General features: G+C 49.9%; 18 protein-coding genes. 13 read left to right on the plus strand and 5 right to left on the minus strand.

The features are described 5' to 3' along the window. Positions 1–375: 375 nt before the first annotated feature. Entirely contained in the window at positions 376–1086 is a 711-nt protein-coding gene (gene cuyB, locus ACSF8W_RS05360; RefSeq protein WP_500845695.1) for a cysteate racemase, read from the minus strand. A gap of 200 nt (positions 1087–1286) precedes the next feature. Here cuyB and ACSF8W_RS05365 point away from each other — a divergent pair, with 200 nt between their 5' ends. Continuing rightward, positions 1287–2198, plus strand: coding sequence for a LysR substrate-binding domain-containing protein (locus tag ACSF8W_RS05365; protein ID WP_500845697.1), 912 nt, complete (start codon positions 1287–1289; stop codon positions 2196–2198). Between the two features lie 97 nt (positions 2199–2295). On the opposite strand, the gene ACSF8W_RS05370 is transcribed toward ACSF8W_RS05365, so the two are convergent. Then, positions 2296–3606, minus strand: a complete 1311-nt coding sequence (locus tag ACSF8W_RS05370; RefSeq protein ID WP_500845698.1) for an anaerobic C4-dicarboxylate transporter — start codon at positions 3604–3606, stop codon at positions 2296–2298. Between the two features lie 419 nt (positions 3607–4025). On the opposite strand from ACSF8W_RS05370, the gene ACSF8W_RS05375 reads away from it, so the two are divergent. Then, on the plus strand, positions 4026–4796 hold the full coding sequence (locus tag ACSF8W_RS05375) for a TSUP family transporter (protein WP_500845700.1): 771 nt from the start codon (positions 4026–4028) through the stop codon (positions 4794–4796). On the opposite strand, the gene ACSF8W_RS05380 is transcribed toward ACSF8W_RS05375, so the two are convergent. Together ACSF8W_RS05380 and ACSF8W_RS05385 are read right to left on the minus strand one after the other, a co-directional pair. Further along, positions 4756–5601, minus strand: coding sequence for a LysR family transcriptional regulator (locus ACSF8W_RS05380; protein WP_500845702.1), 846 nt, complete (start codon positions 5599–5601; stop codon positions 4756–4758). The genes ACSF8W_RS05375 and ACSF8W_RS05380 overlap by 41 nt on opposite strands. 15 nt (positions 5602–5616) lie before the next feature. After that, complete coding sequence (locus tag ACSF8W_RS05385) at positions 5617–6102, minus strand: MarR family winged helix-turn-helix transcriptional regulator (protein WP_500845704.1); 486 nt, start codon at positions 6100–6102, stop codon at positions 5617–5619. A gap of 336 nt (positions 6103–6438) precedes the next feature. Between ACSF8W_RS05385 and ACSF8W_RS05390 the strand changes: the two genes are divergently transcribed. From ACSF8W_RS05390 to ACSF8W_RS05420, 7 genes are all read left to right on the plus strand, one after another. After that, positions 6439–7704 carry an imelysin family protein gene (locus ACSF8W_RS05390; RefSeq protein WP_500845706.1) on the plus strand — a complete coding sequence of 422 codons (1266 nt, stop codon included), beginning with the start codon at positions 6439–6441 and terminating at the stop codon, positions 7702–7704. A gap of 248 nt (positions 7705–7952) precedes the next feature. Continuing rightward, positions 7953–9335 (plus strand): di-heme oxidoreductase family protein, encoded by a 1383-nt coding sequence (locus ACSF8W_RS05395; RefSeq protein ID WP_500845930.1) that lies wholly within the window; start codon positions 7953–7955, stop codon positions 9333–9335. A 153-nt stretch (positions 9336–9488) separates the two neighbouring features. Beyond that, a complete protein-coding gene (locus ACSF8W_RS05400; RefSeq protein WP_500845708.1) occupies positions 9489–10574 on the plus strand; it encodes an imelysin family protein in 1086 nt (361 codons plus the stop codon). Next, entirely contained in the window at positions 10555–11823 is a 1269-nt protein-coding gene (locus ACSF8W_RS05405; protein ID WP_500845709.1) for a DUF1513 domain-containing protein, read from the plus strand. The genes ACSF8W_RS05400 and ACSF8W_RS05405 overlap by 20 nt, the downstream gene beginning before the upstream one ends. Before the next feature lie 181 nt (positions 11824–12004). Continuing rightward, positions 12005–13705, plus strand: coding sequence for a L,D-transpeptidase family protein (locus ACSF8W_RS05410; protein WP_500845711.1), 1701 nt, complete (start codon positions 12005–12007; stop codon positions 13703–13705). Positions 13706–13879: 174 nt separating this feature from the next. Next, complete coding sequence (mepK, locus tag ACSF8W_RS05415; RefSeq protein ID WP_500845713.1) at positions 13880–14434, plus strand: peptidoglycan L,D-endopeptidase MepK; 555 nt, start codon at positions 13880–13882, stop codon at positions 14432–14434. A 161-nt stretch (positions 14435–14595) separates the two neighbouring features. Next, positions 14596–15249: an MBL fold metallo-hydrolase gene (locus tag ACSF8W_RS05420; protein WP_500845714.1), complete on the plus strand. Its 654-nt coding sequence runs from the start codon at positions 14596–14598 to the stop codon at positions 15247–15249. Positions 15250–15371: 122 nt separating this feature from the next. On the opposite strand, the gene ACSF8W_RS05425 is transcribed toward ACSF8W_RS05420, so the two are convergent. Further along, positions 15372–16214, minus strand: a complete 843-nt coding sequence (locus ACSF8W_RS05425) for a glycosyltransferase (RefSeq protein WP_500845716.1) — start codon at positions 16212–16214, stop codon at positions 15372–15374. A 227-nt stretch (positions 16215–16441) separates the two neighbouring features. On the opposite strand from ACSF8W_RS05425, the gene ACSF8W_RS05430 reads away from it, so the two are divergent. The 4 genes from ACSF8W_RS05430 (at position 16442) to uhpB (ending at position 21655) form a co-directional block, all read left to right on the plus strand. Beyond that, positions 16442–17407: a hypothetical protein gene (locus tag ACSF8W_RS05430; RefSeq protein WP_500845717.1), complete on the plus strand. Its 966-nt coding sequence runs from the start codon at positions 16442–16444 to the stop codon at positions 17405–17407. A gap of 288 nt (positions 17408–17695) precedes the next feature. Continuing rightward, on the plus strand, positions 17696–19099 hold the full coding sequence (gene uhpT, locus ACSF8W_RS05435) for a hexose-6-phosphate:phosphate antiporter UhpT (RefSeq protein WP_500845719.1): 1404 nt from the start codon (positions 17696–17698) through the stop codon (positions 19097–19099). Between the two features lie 283 nt (positions 19100–19382). Then, on the plus strand, positions 19383–20039 hold the full coding sequence (gene uhpA, locus ACSF8W_RS05440) for a response regulator transcription factor UhpA (RefSeq protein ID WP_500845721.1): 657 nt from the start codon (positions 19383–19385) through the stop codon (positions 20037–20039). Beyond that, positions 20039–21655 carry a signal transduction histidine-protein kinase/phosphatase UhpB gene (gene uhpB, locus ACSF8W_RS05445; RefSeq protein ID WP_500845723.1) on the plus strand — a complete coding sequence of 539 codons (1617 nt, stop codon included), beginning with the start codon at positions 20039–20041 and terminating at the stop codon, positions 21653–21655. Before uhpA ends, uhpB begins: the two co-directional genes overlap by 1 nt.

Below are 21655 nucleotides of genomic sequence, written 5' to 3' on the forward strand. Positions count from 1 at the left end.
AGTGACGGAATAGGTGTGCAGCAACAGCGTTATGTTCGTGGCTATTACTGTATGGGAAGACAAGAACAGATAGATTGCGTGGGCTCTGTAATTGAATAACAGAGGATAAAATGATGAAAACTATTAGTTTTGCTTATATTGTCAGAAGTGTGAATAAGGCATCCGGTGCCGTTAGCCGGCAGTCAATGGCGTGAATCAATGCGGTGAATCAAAGATGAAAAGCGGGAGTGAAAAGTGACAGGCAAAAAAAAGAGCGATATGTCTCGCTGAGGCGGGTTGGCCGGCCTCATAAGACAATATCGCCCCCTTACAAAGGACTGAAAGGTAAGACAGGAAAGGTTTGCGTAATGCGTCAGTTAAGCGCTTACATTATTATTATGCGACCAGTTCAATGGCATCTTCCGTGGCCCATTGAATACACTGATCGGCAAGAATATCTAACGAATCGAGGCACAAATGTGGCTGGTGGTATGCTTGTTCAGCCAGTGCAACAGGGATCTCGGTACAGCCTAAAATCACGGCTTCAGCCCCTTGCGCCAATAAGGATTCAAACACCGGCAGCATCGCCTGTTGACCGGCTTCTACCTTACCGCCTTTAACCGCGTAAATACCTTCCATTACAGCGACTTGCTGAATGTCAGACGGTTCGACGACCTCAATGTTGTATTGGGCTAATTTGGACTTATACATTTGTGTTTGCATGGTCGCGGTCGTCGCCATGATCCCGACTTTCTTATAACCACGTGCCACGGCTTCTTGTACGACGCTATCGAGAATACTGATAGTATGCACTTTGCACTGCTGGCTTAAACGCGGGTACCAATAATGAGCAGTATTGCACGGCATCACAATACAGCCGGCCCCCGCATTTTCGAGCTCTTCCATGCCTTGTTTAAGTGCCGGAAACGGGTCTTCACCGCCGCTGATCAGAAACGCTGTGCGGTCTGGGATTTGTGGGTTATTGCTCACCAACATCGGGATATGCTGTTGATCATTATGCGCCGGTGTACGGGCAATAATTTTCTGCATAAACTCCACGGTTGCCAAAGGTCCCATACCACCAAGAATGCCGAGTTTCTTTCTCATCTTATTGTTCCTAAAAGTATTTTCCGTTAACACCACTATAGGCGGCAGCAAGGAACTTTAGAAATGCCGTTGTTGGGGTGGCGATGCCGAATCTGTATGGGCAAAGCATGAAACTGTGATCCCGCGAACTTGAAATCTGTCTGAGATGATCAATGCGAGGTATATACTCGTTTTTTCTTTTTCCTGTGTCTTTGTAGTGTATGAACGTAGAAAGTAAATGGCTGGAGGATTTTCTGGCGCTGGCAGAAGTGCGCAATTTTTCCTTAGCGGCTGAGATGCGCAATGTGACACAACCTGCGTTTAGTCGACGGATTAAAGCCCTTGAACACATGGTTGGCGCAGAGCTGATTGATCGCAGTAAAACCCCCGTCGCGCTGACCCCCAGTGGCCGCCTTTTCCGTATTACCGCCCGTACCCTCATGAACCAGATGATCGACGGTATCGGGCAGTTGTCTGATCTCTCCAAATTGGGGGGCAACATTGTGCGCGTGGCGGCGGCACACTCTCTGGCCAGTAGCCTTGTGCCGTCTATTCAGCCAGCGTTATTGGCAGGGAAACATCAACCGTTGTTGAGTGTGGAAGCGATCGACGTTGATGACGCGATTGAAGAACTGCAAGAAGGTGGGTGTGACGTGCTGTTGGCCTTTGATGATGATTTGCTACGTTTACCGCCGTATCAATCCTTGCTTATTGGCCAAGCGGAATTGCTGCCGGTGTGTGTGTGTGATGCAGAAGGGCGTCCGAAATTTCAGCTAACTGATGACGGCAGTGTGCCATGGTTGGCTTATAGCCCAAGTTCTTACATGGGACGCCAAGTGGAAGCGGTACGTGATCAGGTGAACCTGCAAGCGGTGTTTTTATCGTCCATGACGGATTTGTTGAAAAAACTGGTCTTACAAGGTGTCGGCGTGGCGTGGTTGCCGGATTATTCGGTAGAAGCGGAATTGAAAAGTGGTCAGGTGGCCATTATTGGTGATTCACACCTGCGATTACCGATTGCGTATTATGCATACCGCTATCAAGCCCGTTTGCACCCAGCGGGTGAGCAAGTGTGGCAGGCATTACAGCAGTTGGCGAGTGAAGAAATGAAGAAGCAACCACCTGCACGGTGATTGCTTCATTGTTTCGTTCCTAGTTCCTAGTTCCTAGTGGCGAGTGCCGAATGTATCGTTTCTAGGTTCTAGGTTCTAGCGCCTAAGCATTTTCTGCTTATACCACCATCGGTGCGATGATGAAGCCGAACAAGGTCGCGACCACGACACCCACTAAACCTGGCAGTAAGAACGGATGGTCAAAGATGTTTTTGCCCATGCGTGTGGTACCCGTTGAATCGAATTCAATCGCTGCCAGTGAGGTTGGGTAAGTCGGCAGAACGAAGACACCAGTTACCGCCACGAAAGATGCCAGAATGGCCCAATGTGGTACTTGCAGGCTCAATGCCAATGGAATGATCAGTGGCGTGGTTGCCCCTTGTGACAGTAGCAGAGTACAGGTGCCGAACAGTACCACTGACAACAACATTGGGTATGACTGCAACAGTGTGCCTGCGAACTCTTTGATTTCAGGTAAGTGGGCATTCACCATGGTGGAACCCATTGTCACGATACCCAAGATAACCGCGACGGAACTCATGCCAGAACGGAACGTTGAGGTACGGATAATGGCATCCGGATTGATCTTGCAAAACGGAACCATCAAACACGCAACAGCAAACATAGACACGATGATGATATCGCGCGTTGACATCATGCTGCCGTCTTCAAATGCAGGGCGAAGCACAGGGAAAGCGGCGTAAATCACAATCGCGACGGTGGCCAGCAAGAACAGGAACACAGAGTATTTAGCGCGTGGGTCAAAGTTCAGGGACAATGCTTTCTCAGCTTGTTTCTCTTTTTGCTCTTGCTGTAGACGTTCAAGGTAAATTGGATCATCTTTCAGTTCACAGCCTTGGCGTGAGGCAATGAAAGCCGCGACCATTGCAGCAAGGAAAGAAGCCGGTAAACATACCGCCATGATTTCAAGGAAACTCACACCGATAGGTTCCATGATGGAAATCATCGCTGCCATTGCCGCAGAAATCGGTGAGCCCGAAATGGCGACTTGTGATGCCACTACCGCTGCCGACAGTGGGCGTGATGGGCGAACGCCAATCTCTTTAGCCACTTCAGAAATAACCGGCAAAGTAGAGAATACGGTGTAACCCGTACCGGCCATGATAGTCATCAGCCACGTGATCATCGGTGCTAAGAAGCAGATGTAACGTGGGTTACGACGCATTAAATTACCAGCATGGTGTACCAACCAGTCCATACCGCCCGCGGCTTGCATGGTAGACGCTGCGGTTACTACTGACATGATGATCAAAATCACATCAATCGCTGGAGCGCTTGGCTCAAGGCCAAACCCCAAAGTCAAAATCGCTAACCCTAAACCGCCAGCCAGGCCTACGCCCAAGCCGCCCATTTTAAGTCCCCAGTAGATACAGCCTAAAACAACAATAAGCTCAATGGCTACTAACATAACGTGTCCTACACAAAATGAAAAAATCCGTATTGGTGAGTGGTGCTGCCAAAGTGTAAAAATAAAGTACAACTCACTGCTTCATGGTCGTCATAGTGCTGAAACTGCTCTGATCTGTTAAATGCCGAATTTCGCTTTCTGATAACGAATCGGCATGGGTAAGGAGTGAGAAATGAGATGTTGTTCACGGACACAGGGGTGTTGCGGGTGAATATTTGGCTTTTTGTTCGTATTTTGCGCTGAATTGATAACGGTTTGATCAAAAACGCATCGCGAAAAAGTGAGACATCGAACACTGTTTTTAAATGGTTGATGACAAGTGGGAATAGATTGCTGTCTTAGGTTTCGCTATTTGTCCCGAAACGTCGGTGATACTGTCATGGCCTTTCTAGCCGTGAATTAAATTAAAGAGATACATCATGGACTTGTCGTTAGACATTCTGGGCATTTTGTTTTTAGTGGCAGGTATTGCTGGTTTTATTGATGCGATTGCAGGCGGTGGGGGCATGATCACGGTGCCCGCGCTATTGGCTGTTGGCGTGCCGCCGGCGCAAGCGTTGGCCACCAATAAGTTACAGGGATCGTTTGGCAGTTTTTCGGCGTCATGGTATTTCGTGCGTAACGGGTTAGTGAGCCTGAAAGAAATGCGCAATGCCATTGTGATGACGTTCTTGGGATCTGCATTGGGAGCCGAATTAGTACAGCGAATGGATGCCGGGGTATTAACCAATGTGATTCCGATCTTACTGGTGTGTATCGCCATGTATTTCTTGTTTGCCCCTCAGGCAGGGCAAGGTGGCGGCGAGCCTAAAATGTCTGCCAATATGCTGGCGTTAACCGTGGGCACAGGCATTGGGTTTTATGACGGTTTCTTTGGCCCAGGGGCGGGTGCGTTGTTTACCGTGTGTTTTGTGGCCATTGCACAATGCGGCTTGGTGGAAGCCACGGCAAAAGCCAAGGTGTTGAACTTCACCTCAAACTTCGCGGCTTTGTTGTTCTTTATTGCGGCAGGGTTACCCATTTGGGAGATCGGCTTGGTGATGGCTGCCGGTGGCTTTTTAGGGGCTCGAATGGGGGCGAAAGTGGTGATCACCAAGGGGCGAAAACTGATCCGGCCCATGGTGGTGATCGTGTCGATGATCATGGCGATTAAATTGCTGTGGGAACAGAATCCGCAATGGTTTCAATAAGGGCTTTAACGCGTGCTGAGCGGGCGCTGCTCTGACGGTAACACAAATGAACCGGGCGAGTGAGCGTGTTGAGTGCCGCAAACTGATGACAGTGCACTGGGGCTATTTGTAAGGTTTTGACGATGGAAATGGGCACCAAGGCTGGCGCAACGCCACCCAGCGCTAATTGTGCGGCGGCGGTATAAGAATCCATTTCCATTAATGGCATGATGCCCGCTTCTTGCAGTGTACTGGCTTGATTCGCGTTAGCGGGATTTTTAAAGTCATTCACTAACAGCGCGGCAGGCAACTGCGTTAATGGCATTTGGCTTATCACCACAAACGGCTCATTGAATAAATGCTGTGTGGTGAGGCCGTGCTGTGGGGGTAAGTGACCAGCACAAAAGCCCAATGTGGCATCGCCGGCTTGTACTTTTTCCACAATCACTGGGGTATGGTGGGTTGAAATACGGACGTAGGGATCATGCTGAAAATAACGTCCCATGCAGTCGCCGAGATACCCCGCCACCAAGGTTTCAGAACTGGCAATTTGGATCAGAGAATGATCGCTGGCAGGCAGTTGATCAAAGATCAGCCCTTTGATTTCATTCATGCTGGGGCCGACTGCCGCAATGAGTTGCTGCGCATCGGCGGTGAGTTTGATCCGCCGACCTTGAGGCTCAATGAGCTTTTTGCCTAACCGCTTTTCCAGTTTCGCGATTCGCTTACTGACGGCACTTTGGCTCAGATACAAACGGCTTCCCGCTTTACTCATGGTGCCTTCTTGGGCCAGCACCAGCAATGTTTCAATCCCTTCGAGAAGCACCGTTGTACCGTCTATTTATTCGTTTTCTGGCTGGGTAATACTGCCGACTTCCAGCATCGCCGCCACATCCAAATGTTCAGCGTTCATCATGGTGGAAATACGTTGAACGGATGAAAGCAGTAAGGACTGTTCCCATTCTTCCAATTGATGAAAGCGAGCAACGAAATCTTCTTGTAGGGGAGGGGGCGCTTTCGACAGGGTATCTTGGCCCGCTTCGGTAAGGTGAGCGTGCACTTTACGTTTATCCAGTGTGCTGCGCTCACGCTTCACTAAGCCACGTTTTTCTAAGCGATCCAAAATGGTGGTCGCGGTCGCTTGACTCATGTTGGTGTTGTTTGACAGCTGACGAATGGTCACTTCATCACCAGAATCACGGATAGCACGCATCAAGACCAGTTGTGGCCCTGTTAATCCCGCTAATTTATTCAACTTGCGTGAATGCAGGTCGATGGCTCGAATGATCTGACGAAGGGCAATCAAGACTTCTTCGTGCTTATCCATAAAATTCTCCTCAATAGTGCTGGGCGAAAGTACCGTAATCTGCCTCAAGTTGGAAGCCTTTGTTTTCATAATCTTGCCTTATCCCACAAGGCATTCACACAAGGGGACGAGGGGGCAACGTTTGTTAATAATGGCCCGTTTTATCGCGGTAAATGGTAAAAGGGTGTTTGCAGATGGTTAATGGTTTGGTTATCATTTGATAATGCAAATGATTCTCAGTATTAATATCATGCTCGGTAGTGGTGTGTCGTATGCTCACGATTCACCATACAGGAATGTCGGACATGTTGCTGTTGATAATCATTTTAATCCCGCTTTGACATGGATGACCCAATAATGAACCTCCCTTTTTCTCGCAATCTTATTATGGCGGCTTTATTCACGGTACCGGCAGTGGGTTATGCCGCTGATGCCCCCGTGACACCGTCAGCCGTTGTTGAACACTATGCTGATATTGCCCACCACGTTTACAGCGACGCACTGACGACCGCCCTGACCCTTGATCGCGCCATTGATGCGTTGATTGCTGCGCCCTCCGAGAAGACGCTACAACAAGCCCGACAAGCATGGAAACAAGCCCGTGTACCTTATCAACAATCCGAAGTGTTCCGCTTCGGGAATGCGATTGTCGATGATTGGGAAGGGCAATTGAATGCCTGGCCGCTGGATGAAGGCTTGATTGATTATGTCGCTGAAGATTATCAGTACGAATTGGGCAACGAAGGGGCTACCGCGAATATCATTGCTAATCGTGCTCTTCAGGTCGGTAATAAAACGGTGGATGTTGCCAAGATCACCCCTGATTTACTGGCTGATTTGAATGAAATCGGTGGTTCTGAAGCCAACGTAGCGACCGGTTACCATGCGATTGAATTTTTGCTGTGGGGCCAAGATTTGAACGGCACAAACAAAGGGGCCGGTGAACGTCAGTATACCGATTTTGCAGAGGGAAAAGCGTGTACCAATGGCAACTGTGACCGCCGTAATGATTACCTCAAAGCCGCGTCCGCGTTGTTACAACAAGATCTGACGTGGATGGAACAGCAGTGGTCGTCCAGCGAGAAAGGCAATTACCGTGCTGAACTTCTGGCGGATTCTGCCGAGAATGGCTTACGTAAAATGTTGTTTGGTATGGGTTCTTTATCGCTGGGGGAATTGGCGGGTGAGCGCATGAAGGTGGCCTTAGAAGCCAACTCAACAGAAGACGAGCATGATTGTTTCTCTGATAACACCCATTTCTCGCACTATTACAATGAACAAGGGATCGTCAACGTGTACACCGGTACCTATCAAACCGTGGAAGGTAAAACGGTGAAAGGCCCAAGCCTGCATGACTTAGTCGCGAAAAAAGATAAAGCCGCGGCCGCATCAATTCAAGCCGATGTAGAGCGCGCACGTCAGCAAGTGTATACCTTGGTTGAATCTGCAGAAGAAAAAAATCAATCATTTGATCAGCTGATTGCATCGGGCAATAAGGCGGGTCATCAATTAGTGAATGCGTCGATCATGGCGTTGGTGAAACAGACGGAAGGCATTGAACAAGCTGCCAGTGTGCTGGGGGTGAGTAACTTAAACCCAGATACGGCGGATCACCAGTTTTAATCGGTGATACTTCCTCCCAAGGGGCTCCAGTGTGAGCCCCTTGTTGTTGGCGATACCTCATCCGTCACATCCGTGAATCAACGATCACAACGTTATTTCACCTGTCACCCCTGCTATATCTGCGGTCAGTACAAAGACCGTCACATAAAAGAGTTTGAGCAATGATCTTCTCCCTACCGCGTGTTGTCCTTTCTGTCAGCCTGATCCTCGCGACGGCGACATCTTCTGCCTCTGACAACCTTTCTACAATGTCGCCAGCTGTTACCAAGACTCCATCTGTTGTTACCAAAACGGCGATTGATGTCGCCCAACTGAAATCCGGCGGTGATACCACGGTACGTAAATCGGGCCCCAATGCCTTTTCACTGCCAGCGGCCAATTTGCCTTTGTCTAAACGGTTAGATTTCAGTGTGGGTAACAGTTTCTTTCGTAATCCATGGGTACAGGCCCCCGCGACGACGGATGCCAGAGATGGCCTCGGTCCGCTGTTTAATACCAATGGATGCCAAAACTGCCACATTAAAGACGGGCGCGGGCATCCGCCACAAGCGGGTGATACTAATGCGGTGTCGATGTTGGTGCGCTTGAGTATTCCGGCGATGACCGAGGCGCAAAAACAGCAAGTGATCACCAGTGGCGTGATCCCCGATCCTATCTATGGCGGCCAGCTACAAGATTTCGCCTTACCGACAGCCAAGCCAGAAGGACAGGTGAGCGTGGCGTATGCCCCAGTGCCTGTTACTTTGGCGGATGGTCATATTGTCACCTTGCGTAAGCCGACGTTAATGATCAGCGATCTTAACTACGGCGATCTGCATCCAGACATTCAAACCTCTGCACGTATCGCACCGCCGATGATTGGCCTTGGTCTGTTAGAGCAGATCCCAGAATCCACCTTGTTTGCCTTGGCCAAAACTCAGCAAGCCGAAGGGAAAGGGATCAGCGGTAAAGTCAATCAAGTGTGGGATGTGAAACAGCAAGCGTTAGCCGTAGGGCGGTTTGGTTGGAAGGCGGGACAGCCGACATTGATGCAGCAAAACGCGGCGGCATTCAACGGTGACTTAGGCTTAACCAGCGCGTTATTTATGGCGGAAAACTGCACTGAGCCGCAGAGCATTTGTACCGATTTACCTCACGGCGGAAAACCTGAAGTCTCGGACAATGTGCTCGATTTTGTGGAGTTCTATGCGCGACATTTAGCGGTGCCTGCACGACGCAATGTGGATGACCCGCAAGTGCAACAAGGGGAAGCTTTGTTTGCGGATATCGGCTGCCAAGGCTGTCATCAAACCAACCTGATGACGGCGGACAATCCCGCCTTGCCAGCGTTGTCGGCGCAGCGCATTCATCCTTATACCGATTTGCTATTGCATGACATGGGTGAAGGGTTGGCGGATCACCGACCGGAGTTTTTAGCCAATGGACGCGAGTGGCGTACGGCACCCTTGTGGGGCTTGGGCTACACCGAGGAAGTGAACGGGCATACGTTCTTGTTGCACGATGGACGGGCGCGCAATGTGTTAGAGGCGGTGTTATGGCACGGCGGTGAAGCGCAAGCGAGCCGTGACAAGGTGGTGGGGCTGTCCACCGCTGATCGTAATGCGCTGTTGGCGTTTCTTGATTCGTTATAGGGGAGCATGATAGTGGCGTCTATTTTTCAGCGTTTTCACCGTCTTCTTCACGCTATTCAGCGCAAGGCTTACTGTTTTCAGAACAAAGCTTATTGTTTTCAGAACAAAGTTTACGGTTTTCAGAATAAGACTTATCGTTTTAAGAACAGGGCATTGGCGTGTGTTGGGCTCACTTTGCTGCTAGCGGGGTGTGAGCCCGCTTCGCGCCCCTCGCCACAATCAGCGTCGCCTGCTGAACACTCGGTGTTGGCGACGATGATGTGGCAGCACTCTTATCAGGGCGCATCGGCGTTTGCACAGGCCAGCCAGAGGTTGGCCGATTCGGTAACGGCGTATTGCCAAAGGGACGCAGATAACGAAACGCAAGCCCCTATCTTACCTATGCAACAGATTTGGCAAGACACCATGACTGCCTGGATGACTTTGCAAGGGCGAGATAAAGGGGATGAAGCTGCCGTGGCACTCAGTTGGCACATTCAATTTTGGCCGGATAAGAAAAACACCACGGGCAGACAGTTAACGCAGTGGCTGAAAAAAGGAAAAGCGGGGAACGTTGAGGATGTGGCGCAGGCCAGTGTGGCGGTGCAGGGCTTGGGGGCGCTGGAATGGTTTCTGTATGACCAACAAGAGGCATTGCAAACGCCAAACGGTTGCCAGTTAGTGACATCCATTAGTCAGCACCTGGTACAAACGGGTCAGGCTTTGCAGGCAACATGGCAAAGCAATCCATGGCAAAATCTGCCTGAAAAGAGAGTGTTGGGGGAATATGTCGGTGCGCTGAACAACCAACTGGATCGCACGGTCAAGAAACTCACCATGCCGCTGGGTAAGCCCGGCTACCCGAAGCCTTATCAGACGGAAGCGTGGCGTTCGGGGACGTCGATGCGCCATTTGAAAGCGAGTGTTTTTGCCTTGCAGCAGTGGTATTTGGGTCAGGCCTTACGGGCAGGCAGCACAGGTGTTTCTGATGTAAAAGTTGGGACGCCAGTGGGATTGGACGCCTTGTTGCGTCAGCAGGGTGAGGGACAAACTGCCGATCGTATCGCGCTGCGCTTTGAAGCATTGCTGGCAGATTGGCCAGCAGAACCGTCAATGGCCGTGATGCTGAAAACCCGCGCGGGATACCGCGAGTTACTGAATTTGTACAACGGTCTGGAATACATTCAACTGGCGCTGCACGATGATGTTGCGCCGTCGTTAGGCATTGTGATGGGGTTCAATGCGACCGATGGTGACTGATCAGACGCGACGCCGACTGTTAAAAGGCGCATTAGGGAGTGGGGCATTAGCGTCGCTCGGGAGTTTGTCCGGTTGTTTGTCCGAGAGTCAGCCCGTGTCTGATCCCTCCTCGACCTTGGCGCATTCGTCCCCCGCTTCTGCAATACAGGCTTCTGCGACACGCATGATCGGCTGCTGTCGTTATACTGATGATCGCGATAGCGAGGGACGTTTTGCCGCTGTTGTCGCGGATAGCGGCGGCCAACTCCGTCACCAATTTCCACTGCCCGCGCGTGGACATGGCATGGCCATTCACCCTAACGGCACGCTGGCAGCCGTGTTTGCTCGTCGGCCGGGGCAGTTTATTCAGCTGGTGGATGTGCGATCTGGGCAGGCAGGAGCGCGTTACGAGGCTGACAGCGGACGGCATTATTATGGTCATGGCGTGTTTTCACCGGATGGCCAATGGCTGTATGCCACTGAAGGCGTGACGGCCACCAGTGAGGGGGTGATGGGGGTATACCGTGTTGAACCTGATTTCTCAGTGTCATCTTGTATGCCGTGCCTGAAAAAAGACGCAGAGTACGCGTCAATCGGTATCGGCCCGCATGAAGTGATACTGGCCGATGAACAGACGTTGGCCATCGCGGTAGGCGGCGTGCATACGCAAGGGCGTACCCCGTTAAACTTGCGTACCATGCAACCGGCGTTAGTGTATGTGAATCGCCATACGGGAGTGGTGGAAGAGCGTGTCACGTTACCGGATCACCGATGGAGTATTCGCCATTTAAGCGTGACAGTGCACGGGCAAGTGGTGTGTGGGCAGCAATACCGTGGTGATGATCATTCATCGTCATTTGCGCAAAATGCAGACGAGAGTCAGGCCGAATCCGTCACGCCGTCATTGATTACGCCGCCACTGGTTACAATGCCCTTGGTTGCGGTGCATCAGCGCGGTAAACCGCTTCGTCCTTTGCAAGCAAAAGAGACGCAGTGGCAACGGTTTCAGCACTATATTGCCAGTGTGGCTTGTCACGATGGCTATGTGTTAGCCACCTCGCCAAGGGGGAATTGTTACGGTATTTGGCATATTGAAACCGGCACCTTGGTGGAACTGCACCCCTTGTCCGACGTGGCAGGCGTGAGTGCCAAGCAAGGGCAATGGTGGCTGAGTAGCGGCAGTGGAAAAATAGTGACGACGGCCGTTGCGGGCTCATCGCAAGTGATATACAGCCCCGTGATGTGGGATAACCACTGGAATATTATTTAGTTGGCGAACGAGTGGGCAGTGGCTTCTCAGCCCGCGTCTCATTTTTGGTGCGTGACTTGGTGATAGATCGCGCTGAATTTAAAATTTGAAACAGAATCAACTGATAGAGACGGCTAAAGTTAGTCCGTTATTCATCGAATTTGCCATAATGATAATAATGGCAATGAGGAGTCAGTTGGCAATGACCACGCGCAGTTCTATTGGCCTCATCTCAGTCACCGTACTAGTCACCGCACTAGCCATCCCTGTTTCATCGGTCGCCTTGGCCAATGAGCTAGACCCCGTTCAACCGTTATCGACCCGTGCCGAGTTGGAAGATCAGTTTTCTGAAACCCGACTGCAACAGAAAAAAGCCCGCCAGTGGATCCACGAAGTCGCGAATGATATTTCTGCCATTCGTTATGTGGATCAATTAGCAGAACTGTATCACGGTGTCGGGTTTGTACCACTTTGGCAAGACAGCTTCACGGCGAATGCGTTTGAACAACAATTGCGTTTGTTGGTGCTGTCGAGTGTCAGCCGTGATTTCAGTCAACGTTATTCACTCTTACAGCGTTACAAAAACAGCAATGATTGGCGTCAGTATGATTTGCTCGCAACAGACACTTTGTTTGCGTACATGAGTTACGTTGAAGGGTTGCCCACACACGGTAAACAATGGTTGTTCGGGGAAGGGGTGGATGCGCGTTTGCCATTGCCTTCGGAATCTGCGATGGCGGGGTTGTACAGTGCGATAGAGCGAGAGCAACTGCGCCATTGGGTGGAAGGTTTACAGCCTGATGATGAAAAATATACCCAACTGTTATTGGCCATTGAGTCTCTCGAACAAGTGGCGAATCAACGGTGGCCAGCGTTTTATCAGCGTGGGATCATACGGTTAGGGACACGGTTGCGTGATCCCGATGCGCTGATCACCTTACTGGAAAATCTGGGGGATTTGCGTGACTTTGAAGCTGACCAAATCCGTAAAGCCGGTGTGCGCACCTACAACATTGATTTAGCCAATGCGGTGAAAAGTTTTCAGCGTCGTCACGGTTTGAAAGCGGACGGCGCGATTGGGCCACAAACCCGGCAGTGGTTGTCGCTCTCGCCTCAGGCGCGTATGCGCGTATTGGCACTTAATGCCCAGCGCACGCGTATGTGGCAGAGTTCGGCGTCAATGTTGATCGTTAATATTCCCAATTATGAAATGAACCTGTGGTTGGATAATCAGCACGTTTTAGACAGTAAAGTGATTGTCGGACGCCCAAGCCGACGCACACCGGTGATGAGCACAAACGTCGCCTCGGTGGTGTTTAATCCGTACTGGAATGTCCCGATGTCCATCATGCGCAAGGATATCTTGCCGAAAGCCCAGCGTGATCGCAGTTACTTACACCGTAATGGTTTTGCGGTGATCCGCAGCTGGAACAATTCAGAGCAAATCCCAATTCACACCATTGATTGGCGCATTGTGAATGCGAAATCTTTTCCATACCGCCTACGCCAAAAGCCGGGTAACCGCAATGCGTTAGGGCGTTTCAAATTTAACATGCCCAATGATGAAGCGATTTATTTGCATGACACCCCTGGAAAACGCCTGTTTGCCAAAGAAACACGGGCATTCAGTTCGGGGTGTGTGCGTGTCGAGCAGGCTGACGTGTTGGCGATGGTGTTACTGAATCATTCTGGTGTACCAGAGCGACGCGTGAATGCGCTGAAATCGCGTACGAAAACCAAGACAGTGGGCTTGCAGCATAAAGTGAAGGTGCATTTGATTTATCAGACCGCTTGGGTGGATAACCAAGGGTTGGTGAATTACCGTGCGGATGTGTATGACTATGACAAAATTATAGCCCAGTCGCAAAATAAAGAATTATTTACATATTCTTACAGTGAATAAAATGCTTGCGAGTCAATAATTAGGCGGGGTTTGCCCAAATAAGCAACAGTTTGAGGGGTTCTCATTGTTTGACTGAACAATAACTGAACGTTATCGTGAGTTCGTTTGCGGACAAGCCATTGTGCTTGTTAGGGGAAAGTCCGCGTATTGCGATGAATTGGTTATTGTTGAACTATGTCTGAAATTAACTACAAGCGTCGCCAGATTTTGGTTGCTGGCGGATTAACGCTGGGTGCGAGTTTACTGCCAAGTTGGGCGTTGGCGAGCCCGTACCGTGCTGCCACACCGCGTCAGATTTCATTGAGTAACATCCATACCAATGAAGATTTGGAAACGGAATATTTTGATGGCAAGCAGTACCTGAAAGCGGAACTGCAAAAAATGAACTACCTATGCCGAGATTTTCGGCGTAATGAAGTGGCCAAGATCGATCGCCGTTTATTTGATGCCATTACCGAAATTCAGGCCGGTCTAGGCCACAAAGGGCAAGTGCGGATCATTTCCGGCTACCGCTCTCCCGCCACCAACCAAGCGTTACGCAAAACCGGTGGCGTGGCAAAGAAAAGCTACCACATGAAAGGCCAGGCGATGGACTTTAATTTGGAAGGCGTTTCTTTGTCTCGTATCCGTAATGCGGCATTGGAATTGCGTTTGGGCGGGGTCGGTTACTACCCGCGCAGTGGCTTTGTTCATATCGACACCGGACCGGTTCGTCGTTGGAATGGCTAAACCCATTCATAGCCCGATCCTCGGCGTGAAGTGACAATAACACCCATCTATTCAAGCCGGTGTCGTCTGTATTTGCAGGGGACGCTGGCTTCTGTCGTTTTGGCTTTTCCGCCTGTGGCTGTGGTATCCTGCGAGCAGAACTGCAATCTTAGGAAAAGTGAATGAGTCTCCAATTTGAAATTGTCCCTGTTACCCCGTTTCAGCAGAACTGCTCCCTTATTTGGTGTGATGAAACCATGGAAGCGGCGATGGTCGATCCCGGCGGTGATATCGATCTTCTGAAAGAAAAAGTGCAGCAACTGGGTTTGACACTCACCAAGCTGATCTTAACCCATGGTCATTTGGATCACGTGGGTGGCACCGCGCCATTAGCGAAAGAATTTTCTATTCCTGTGATTGGTCCGCATAAAGACGATGCGTTTTGGCTGCAGGGTCTGCCTCGTCAAAGTGAAATGTTTGGTTTCCCAATGACAGAAGCCTTTGAGCCGACGGAATGGCTGAATGATGGCGATACCGTGACCGTAGGTAAGCAGACGTTGTCTGTACTGCACACGCCGGGTCATACACCGGGTCACGTGGTATTGCACAGCGCGGACGCGAATGTGGCATTTGTGGGTGACGTACTGTTTAAAGGTGGCGTGGGTCGTACTGATTTCCCGCAAGGGGACTACCAGACACTGATCAATTCCATTAAAGGTAAGCTGTGGCCGTTGGGTAATGCGGTGATTTTCATTCCGGGTCACGGTCCGGTTTCAACGTTTGGTCAAGAGCGCGCCTCTAACCCCTTCGTTGCCGACGAAATGCCACTGTACTAAGTCTGATGTAACAGCTGTGATGGCTGTTTTAAACAGCGATTATCAAGCCCTGCACAACGCGGGGCTTGATTGTTTTTGTCTCTATGGTCCCAGTATGGCCCTGTTTTTACTGCATAGGTTTCTTATGTCGACACGGCCAACCCGCTGTCATGGAGTAAATGATTGAAGGCATCTTCAGGAATGGCTTTGCGGAATATTTTGCTGATCAGCATATCGGAATGATAAAGATCCTGAATTAAGATATTTTTCATCTCACCCTGAAAGGGGTCATTGAACAGCATGAAGATAATTTGCTCTTTAGGCAAAATATCGTCGGGGTTGAGGTCTGTACTTAAGAAGTTGGAAACGGAATCTTCATAGGTGATAGGTTGTGTTTCGCTTTCATCGAAAATGTAGGCGGCGTCTTGATGGGCTTTTACGATCGGCGTGAGCATTCCCGCGCCTAATTCATTGTACGCCACTTCTTTATTTTGACTTAGTCGTTGTTTTATCGCCTGTGTATACAGCGTAATGATCTTGCTTTTTGCTGTGCTGCCATAAAAGCTGATACTCATGTGATCTTTATTATGTGATTGACGCTGTGGGATGATGAATTGATGCTGTTCTAACAGGTCAAAATACTTATTAAAATCATTCAGTACAATCGCATCGGCATCAAGATAAACACCGCCGTAATAGTAAAGCAGCAGTGAGCGAATTACATCACATTTTACCGCAATGTTTTTCCGATTAGAGGGCGTAAACTGGCGGCAGAATCGGTCTAATCGACCGCGGACTTCCACTTCAATACCATCAACTAACTGATTGATCCCCGGTAAATATTTCTCAATATTATCAGGGTTGACGAAAATGACCATGCAGTCACTGAGGTTGTTGAGCATGGTCCAGCGACTCAAGGTGATATACGCCGGTTCTTTCACTTTTGGATTGATATTTTCCCAATATACCCAAACAATTTTACGCATCGGTCACATCCTTTTTCCGTCCTAAATAGACTGTAGACTATCGAAAGACCTTGATACAAATTGCGGATAACACGGTAAAGAAAGCTTTTATTATCACATCATTTATCACATTGTTATCGCAGGCACCGTGGTGCCTTTTTCTTTCTGGTGCGCAGGAATAAGTTGTTTTGCGGTAGATAAAAAAATTTTAACTATAATTATTTTGTCCACCTATAAAAGGATTTATTATGCCTATTCCCCAGTATATGAAAGATAATATTATCAATCAAAACAACGATGTGAATGCAGATGAAAACATTCGCACCATGTTTTCAGATCAAGATCGTTTGCTGAAACGTTTGGGTAATGCTAATTGGCGCGCACTGCGGGCATTGAATATGCAGTTCGATGATATGCCGACGGCCGAGTGTTTTTACCAAGCGGCAGCGGGGTGGAAAAAGGCGCTGGAAGGGGTGGAATACCCTTGGCTGGTCTGGAGCGTTGACGAAGATTGGGCCTACGTGCAGCAAAAGATGGTCGTTGAAGCGGGGTGGACGCCCATTGTCGGTTATGATCCCAGAGCCAAACCACCGACAAAACTCCTCAAAGAAAGCATTTTGGTGGATTTCAACCAAGGCTTAAATCTCCCTATTTTCTATATGCACATCCCGCTCGATTTTATCCATTTATTTGCCCCGAGACTGGCGTTTTTCCATTCAGACTTGCTCGTTAAACCCGAGAAAATGGCCAAACTCTCTGCGTTGTTTAAAGCGTTGCCCGATGGTGAGATAGCCATGACAAACCTGACAAAACTCCGCTTTGAGTGGATGCAAAAGCTGTTTTCAAAGCAAGAGAAGTTGTTTGAATTAGCAGGGTGTATCACACGTGGTGCTAGCCAAGATATTTTCGATAAAGGCTGCAGTATGTGGCAAGGCTGGGCGTTCCACCCTAACTGCCCCAGTGAAGAAGAGTTTCAACGCCGGTTGAAATTGCACTGGGATCACGGTGCAGGCTTGCTGTACTGGCAACAACATTACGGGGGTAAGGTGACAATCATTCAAGAACGTTATCTTGATGAAGGGCATTTTAGTCGCACCAGCAAAGATAACTTTAAAGTGCTCTCTGACAACAATGAGAACCGTGACACGGGGTTGGATTTACGTGGGAATTACGATGTGTATCGCCTTGCCAAGCAAATGGGGATTTCGTGCTGAGTCTGTGAAGAATGCGCCCTGTTCGAGGGCAGGGCGCGCTTGCGTATGGAACGCAGACACATAGTGTGATTTTTGTGATTACTTTCACGCTTTTCTACTGAGCCCGCCCAATCTAGGAATTATTCCTAGTTTTCCTAAGCCTGGTTCTCAAGCCAGACACCTCACCTTGCTTTAGTCTCTCTCGCCAATGGTCTTCATCATTCCCATTTATTGAACCTGCTGACCCAGATGATGACCAGCGAAGAGCCGTTTCCGGCTCACTGTGTCAAGAGATGACTGAGGTTTCACATGTTAAAACTGCTAGATCAGGTAAGAAAACCGACGCTGGATCTGCCTGTCGAAGAACGCCGTAAAATGTGGTTTAAGCCCTTCTTACAATCTTATTTGGTTGTATTTATTGGCTATATGACCATGTACTTGATCCGTAAAAACTTTAACGTTGCCCAAAATGACATGATCGAAACCTATGGGTTGTCGATGACGGATCTGGGTTTGATTGGTCTGGGTTTCTCGATCACGTACGGGATCGGTAAAACGGTCGTTTCTTATTACGCTGACGGAAAGAACACCAAACAATTTTTGCCTTTCATGTTGATTCTTTCTGGTTTGGCGATGCTGGGTTTCAGTGCCAGCATGGGTGGCACAAGTGCCAGCTTATTCATGATGGTCGCGTTTTACGGTTTAAGCGGTTTCTTCCAAAGTACCGGTGGGCCTTCTAGCTATTCTACCATTACCAAATGGACGCCACGTAACAAGCGCGGCACCTACCTTGGCTTGTGGAATATGTCCCATAACGTCGGTGGTGCGGGTGCGGCCGGTGTGGCGTTATTCGGTGCAAACTACCTGTTTGATGGCCATGTGATCGGCATGTTTATCTTCCCGTCGATCATTGCATTGGTTGTGGGTTTCATTGGTCTGCGTTTTGGTAGCGATTCACCGGAAGCGTACGGCTTAGGTAAAGCCGAAGAGTTGTTTGATGAAGCGATCAGCGAAGAAGATGCTATCGCAGAAGAAACACAGATGACTAAGCGCCAGATCTTCATGGAATACGTATTGAAGAACAAGATCATCTGGCTGTTGTGTTTTGCTAATATCTTCTTGTACATCGTGCGTATCGGTATTGATCAGTGGTCAACGGTTTATGCCTACCAAGAGTTGGGTTTATCAAAAGAAACGGCAATCTCGGGCTTCACCCTGTTTGAAGTGGGCGCGTTAGTGGGCACCCTGATGTGGGGTTACTTGTCTGACTTAGCCAATGGTCGCCGTGCGATTGTCGCGTGTGTGTCGTTAGTGTTGATCATCTTTTGCTTGGAGTTCTACCAGCATGCGACCAGTGAGTACATGTACTTAGGATCGTTGTTCGTGCTTGGCTTCTTGGTGTTTGGTCCACAGTTGCTGATTGGCGTGGCCGCTGTAGGTTTTGTACCGAAAAAAGCCATCAGTGTGGCAGATGGTATTAAAGGGACCTTTGCGTACCTGATTGGTGACAGCTTTGCCAAATTGGGCTTGGGTATGATTGCCGATGGTACGCCTATCTTTGGATTGACCGGTTGGAAAGGGACATTTGCGGCGTTAGATACCTCTGCGGCGGTCTGTATTGTGCTGCTATTGTTCGTTGCGATTGCGGAAGAAAAGAAAATCCGCCGAGAAAAACGCTTGCTGAAAGAAGCGGCGGCGCTTGAGACGGCATAACGTTGCATGATTTCGCTGACAGCGTGACGGAACGGAAATGAGGTCAACGCTGGTGAGTCGGATGTGAAAGCGTGATGACGCATTAAAAAAACTGCCTACGGGCAGTTTTTTTATGTCTGCTTTATGCCCGCTTGCTGGATACCCACTCAGTCTGTGCATTATTGACTAATTATATTTCATGCTTGTCTGTGGGAAAGAGAGCAGGTAGTTTATTGCTCTTTTTTTCGTGCTGTTGTGCGCTTTAATTCTTATTGTTTGCTGTTGATTGATCGGGGGAGGGAGAATGATCAAGGTTGCACTGGTCGATGACCACATCATCGTACGCTCTGGTTTTGCGCAATTACTGACACTGGAAGACGATATGACGGTCGTGGGGGAGTTTGGCTCGGCGAAAGCCGCGAGACTGGGCTTACCGGGTAGCCAAGCATCGGTGTGTATTCTTGATATCTCGATGCCGGATGAAAGCGGTTTGTCATTGTTGGCGGATTTACCCGACGGGCTTGCCACTATCATGTTGAGTGTCCATGACTCTGCCGGGATGGTCGAAAAAGCCTTAGAAATGGGCGCGCGTGGCTACCTCAGCAAGCGTTGCAGTCCGGATGAGTTGGTGCAAGCGGTACGAACGGCGGCGGCTGGAGGCTGTTACCTGACGCCGGATATCGCCCTGAAATTGGCCTCAACGGCGAAAACTGAGCCATCGGTGTCTCAATTGACCAAGCGTGAACGGCAAATCAGTGAAATGCTGGCGACCGGTCTCGATGTAAAAGCTGTCGCAAGTGCCTTGGGCTTGAGCCATAAAACGGTGCATGTTCACCGTGCCCATGCTATGGATAAGCTAGGCGCTAAAAACAACGTAGAATTGGCCCGTCATTTTCAGCGCGACTTTCAGACGAACTTTCAAAACGATTTTCAATCAGACTTTCCGACTGGGGTGAAGTGATGCGGCACCTTGCCGTGACATCGCTGGTGGGCGGGTTACTGCTGGCCTGTGGTTGGTTTTGCCTGTGGGTGATCGCGACCTATTTCACCCTCGATCCTGAGTTAGCCGTTTTCCTCTTCCCTTTTGCGTTACGACTGGGTGTGCTCTTGCATTGCCCGAGGCGTTTTTGGCCTGCCGTATACGTCACGGAGTGGTTATTGCTGTTGGCCTTGGCATCCCAAGTGGGGAAATCCATTTGGCAAATCGCCATGCTGGCCAGTGTTCTGAGTGTGCCTGTACTGTGGTTTGCGCACCGTCATTACAGCGGTACCCAATTACACCGATTGAGTGTCATGGGGGCGGTCATTATGGTGACGTCATTACTCAACATGGCGGTCGCCACGGGGTTGCCGTTATACGGGCATGTGGTGGTGATGTGGCATGATTGGTCCCATGGGGGCGCACTGGGTATGGGTATGCCTGTCGGGTTTGCCTCGGCACTGTCACACGGATTGATGGTCTTGCTGGTCAGTGTGACGGGTGGACTGATGCTGGTGCCAAGTTGCTATTTGGTGTGGAGCTATCTATTCCAACAAACGTGGGTGCCACTGACGGTTGATTTGGTTTCTCGTCCGGTGTCCTTGCGCGTGCGTCATGTGTTGCTGTATGTGGTGGTCTTGGTGGGCAGCATTGTGCTGCAACTGGGCTTACCGGAAGAGCTTCGTCGCTTTGCCCCGTTCTGTTTGGCCATTCCCATTATTTTACTGGCGTTCCGCTATGGTTGGCAGGGAGCTCTAATGGGCACCTTGTTTAACAGTATCGCCTTGATTGCCGCTCGCAGCAGTGGCAGTGATTTGGCGATCACCGATCTCTTGTTGTCGCTGACGGCGCAAAGCCTGACGGGTATTTTGCTCGGCATGGGTATTCAGCGCCAGCGTGAACTCAATCAACAGCTGCGACAGCAACTCTCGCGCAATCACAGTTTGTCTCGCCAATTGATCACGGCGGAGGAATCGGTACGCCGCGAAATCGCCCGTGAGCTGCATGATGAGATCGGCCAGAACATTACGGCGATCCGCACCCAAGCGAGCATCATCAAACGGGTAGATACGCCACCGATGGGTATCCATTGTGCTGATACGATTGAAACCTTATCGCTGAATATTTATGACACCACCAAAGGCCTGCTGACGCGGCTGCGCCCGAAAACGCTGGATGATATGGGGTTAGAAGCCGCGATCACCCAATTGATTCGGGACTTAGAGTGTGAAAGCCACGGCATCCAGACGACGATCACATGGCGAGGTGACGGTCTGTTGCCCGAGGCGTTAAGCGATACCTTGAGTGTGACGCTGTACCGCTTATGTCAGGAGGCGGTGAATAACGTGGTGAAATACGCTCAGGCCAGTACGTTGAATATTGACTTTGTGCTCAAAAAAGAGGGGGTGCATGTGCAGATCCAAGATGATGGCAAAGGGTTTGCGGTCGCGGCGTTAATGCAGGCTTCTGCCAGTGGTTTTGGTTTGCGCGGCATGCAAGAACGTGTTGAAGCCCTCGGTGGGCAAATCGCCATTAAGAGCCGCATGCAGTCCCCTGTACGGGGCACGGCTATTCACATTCAGCTACCGGTAATCTAA

The organism is Photobacterium sp. 270122K, assembly GCF_059941365.1.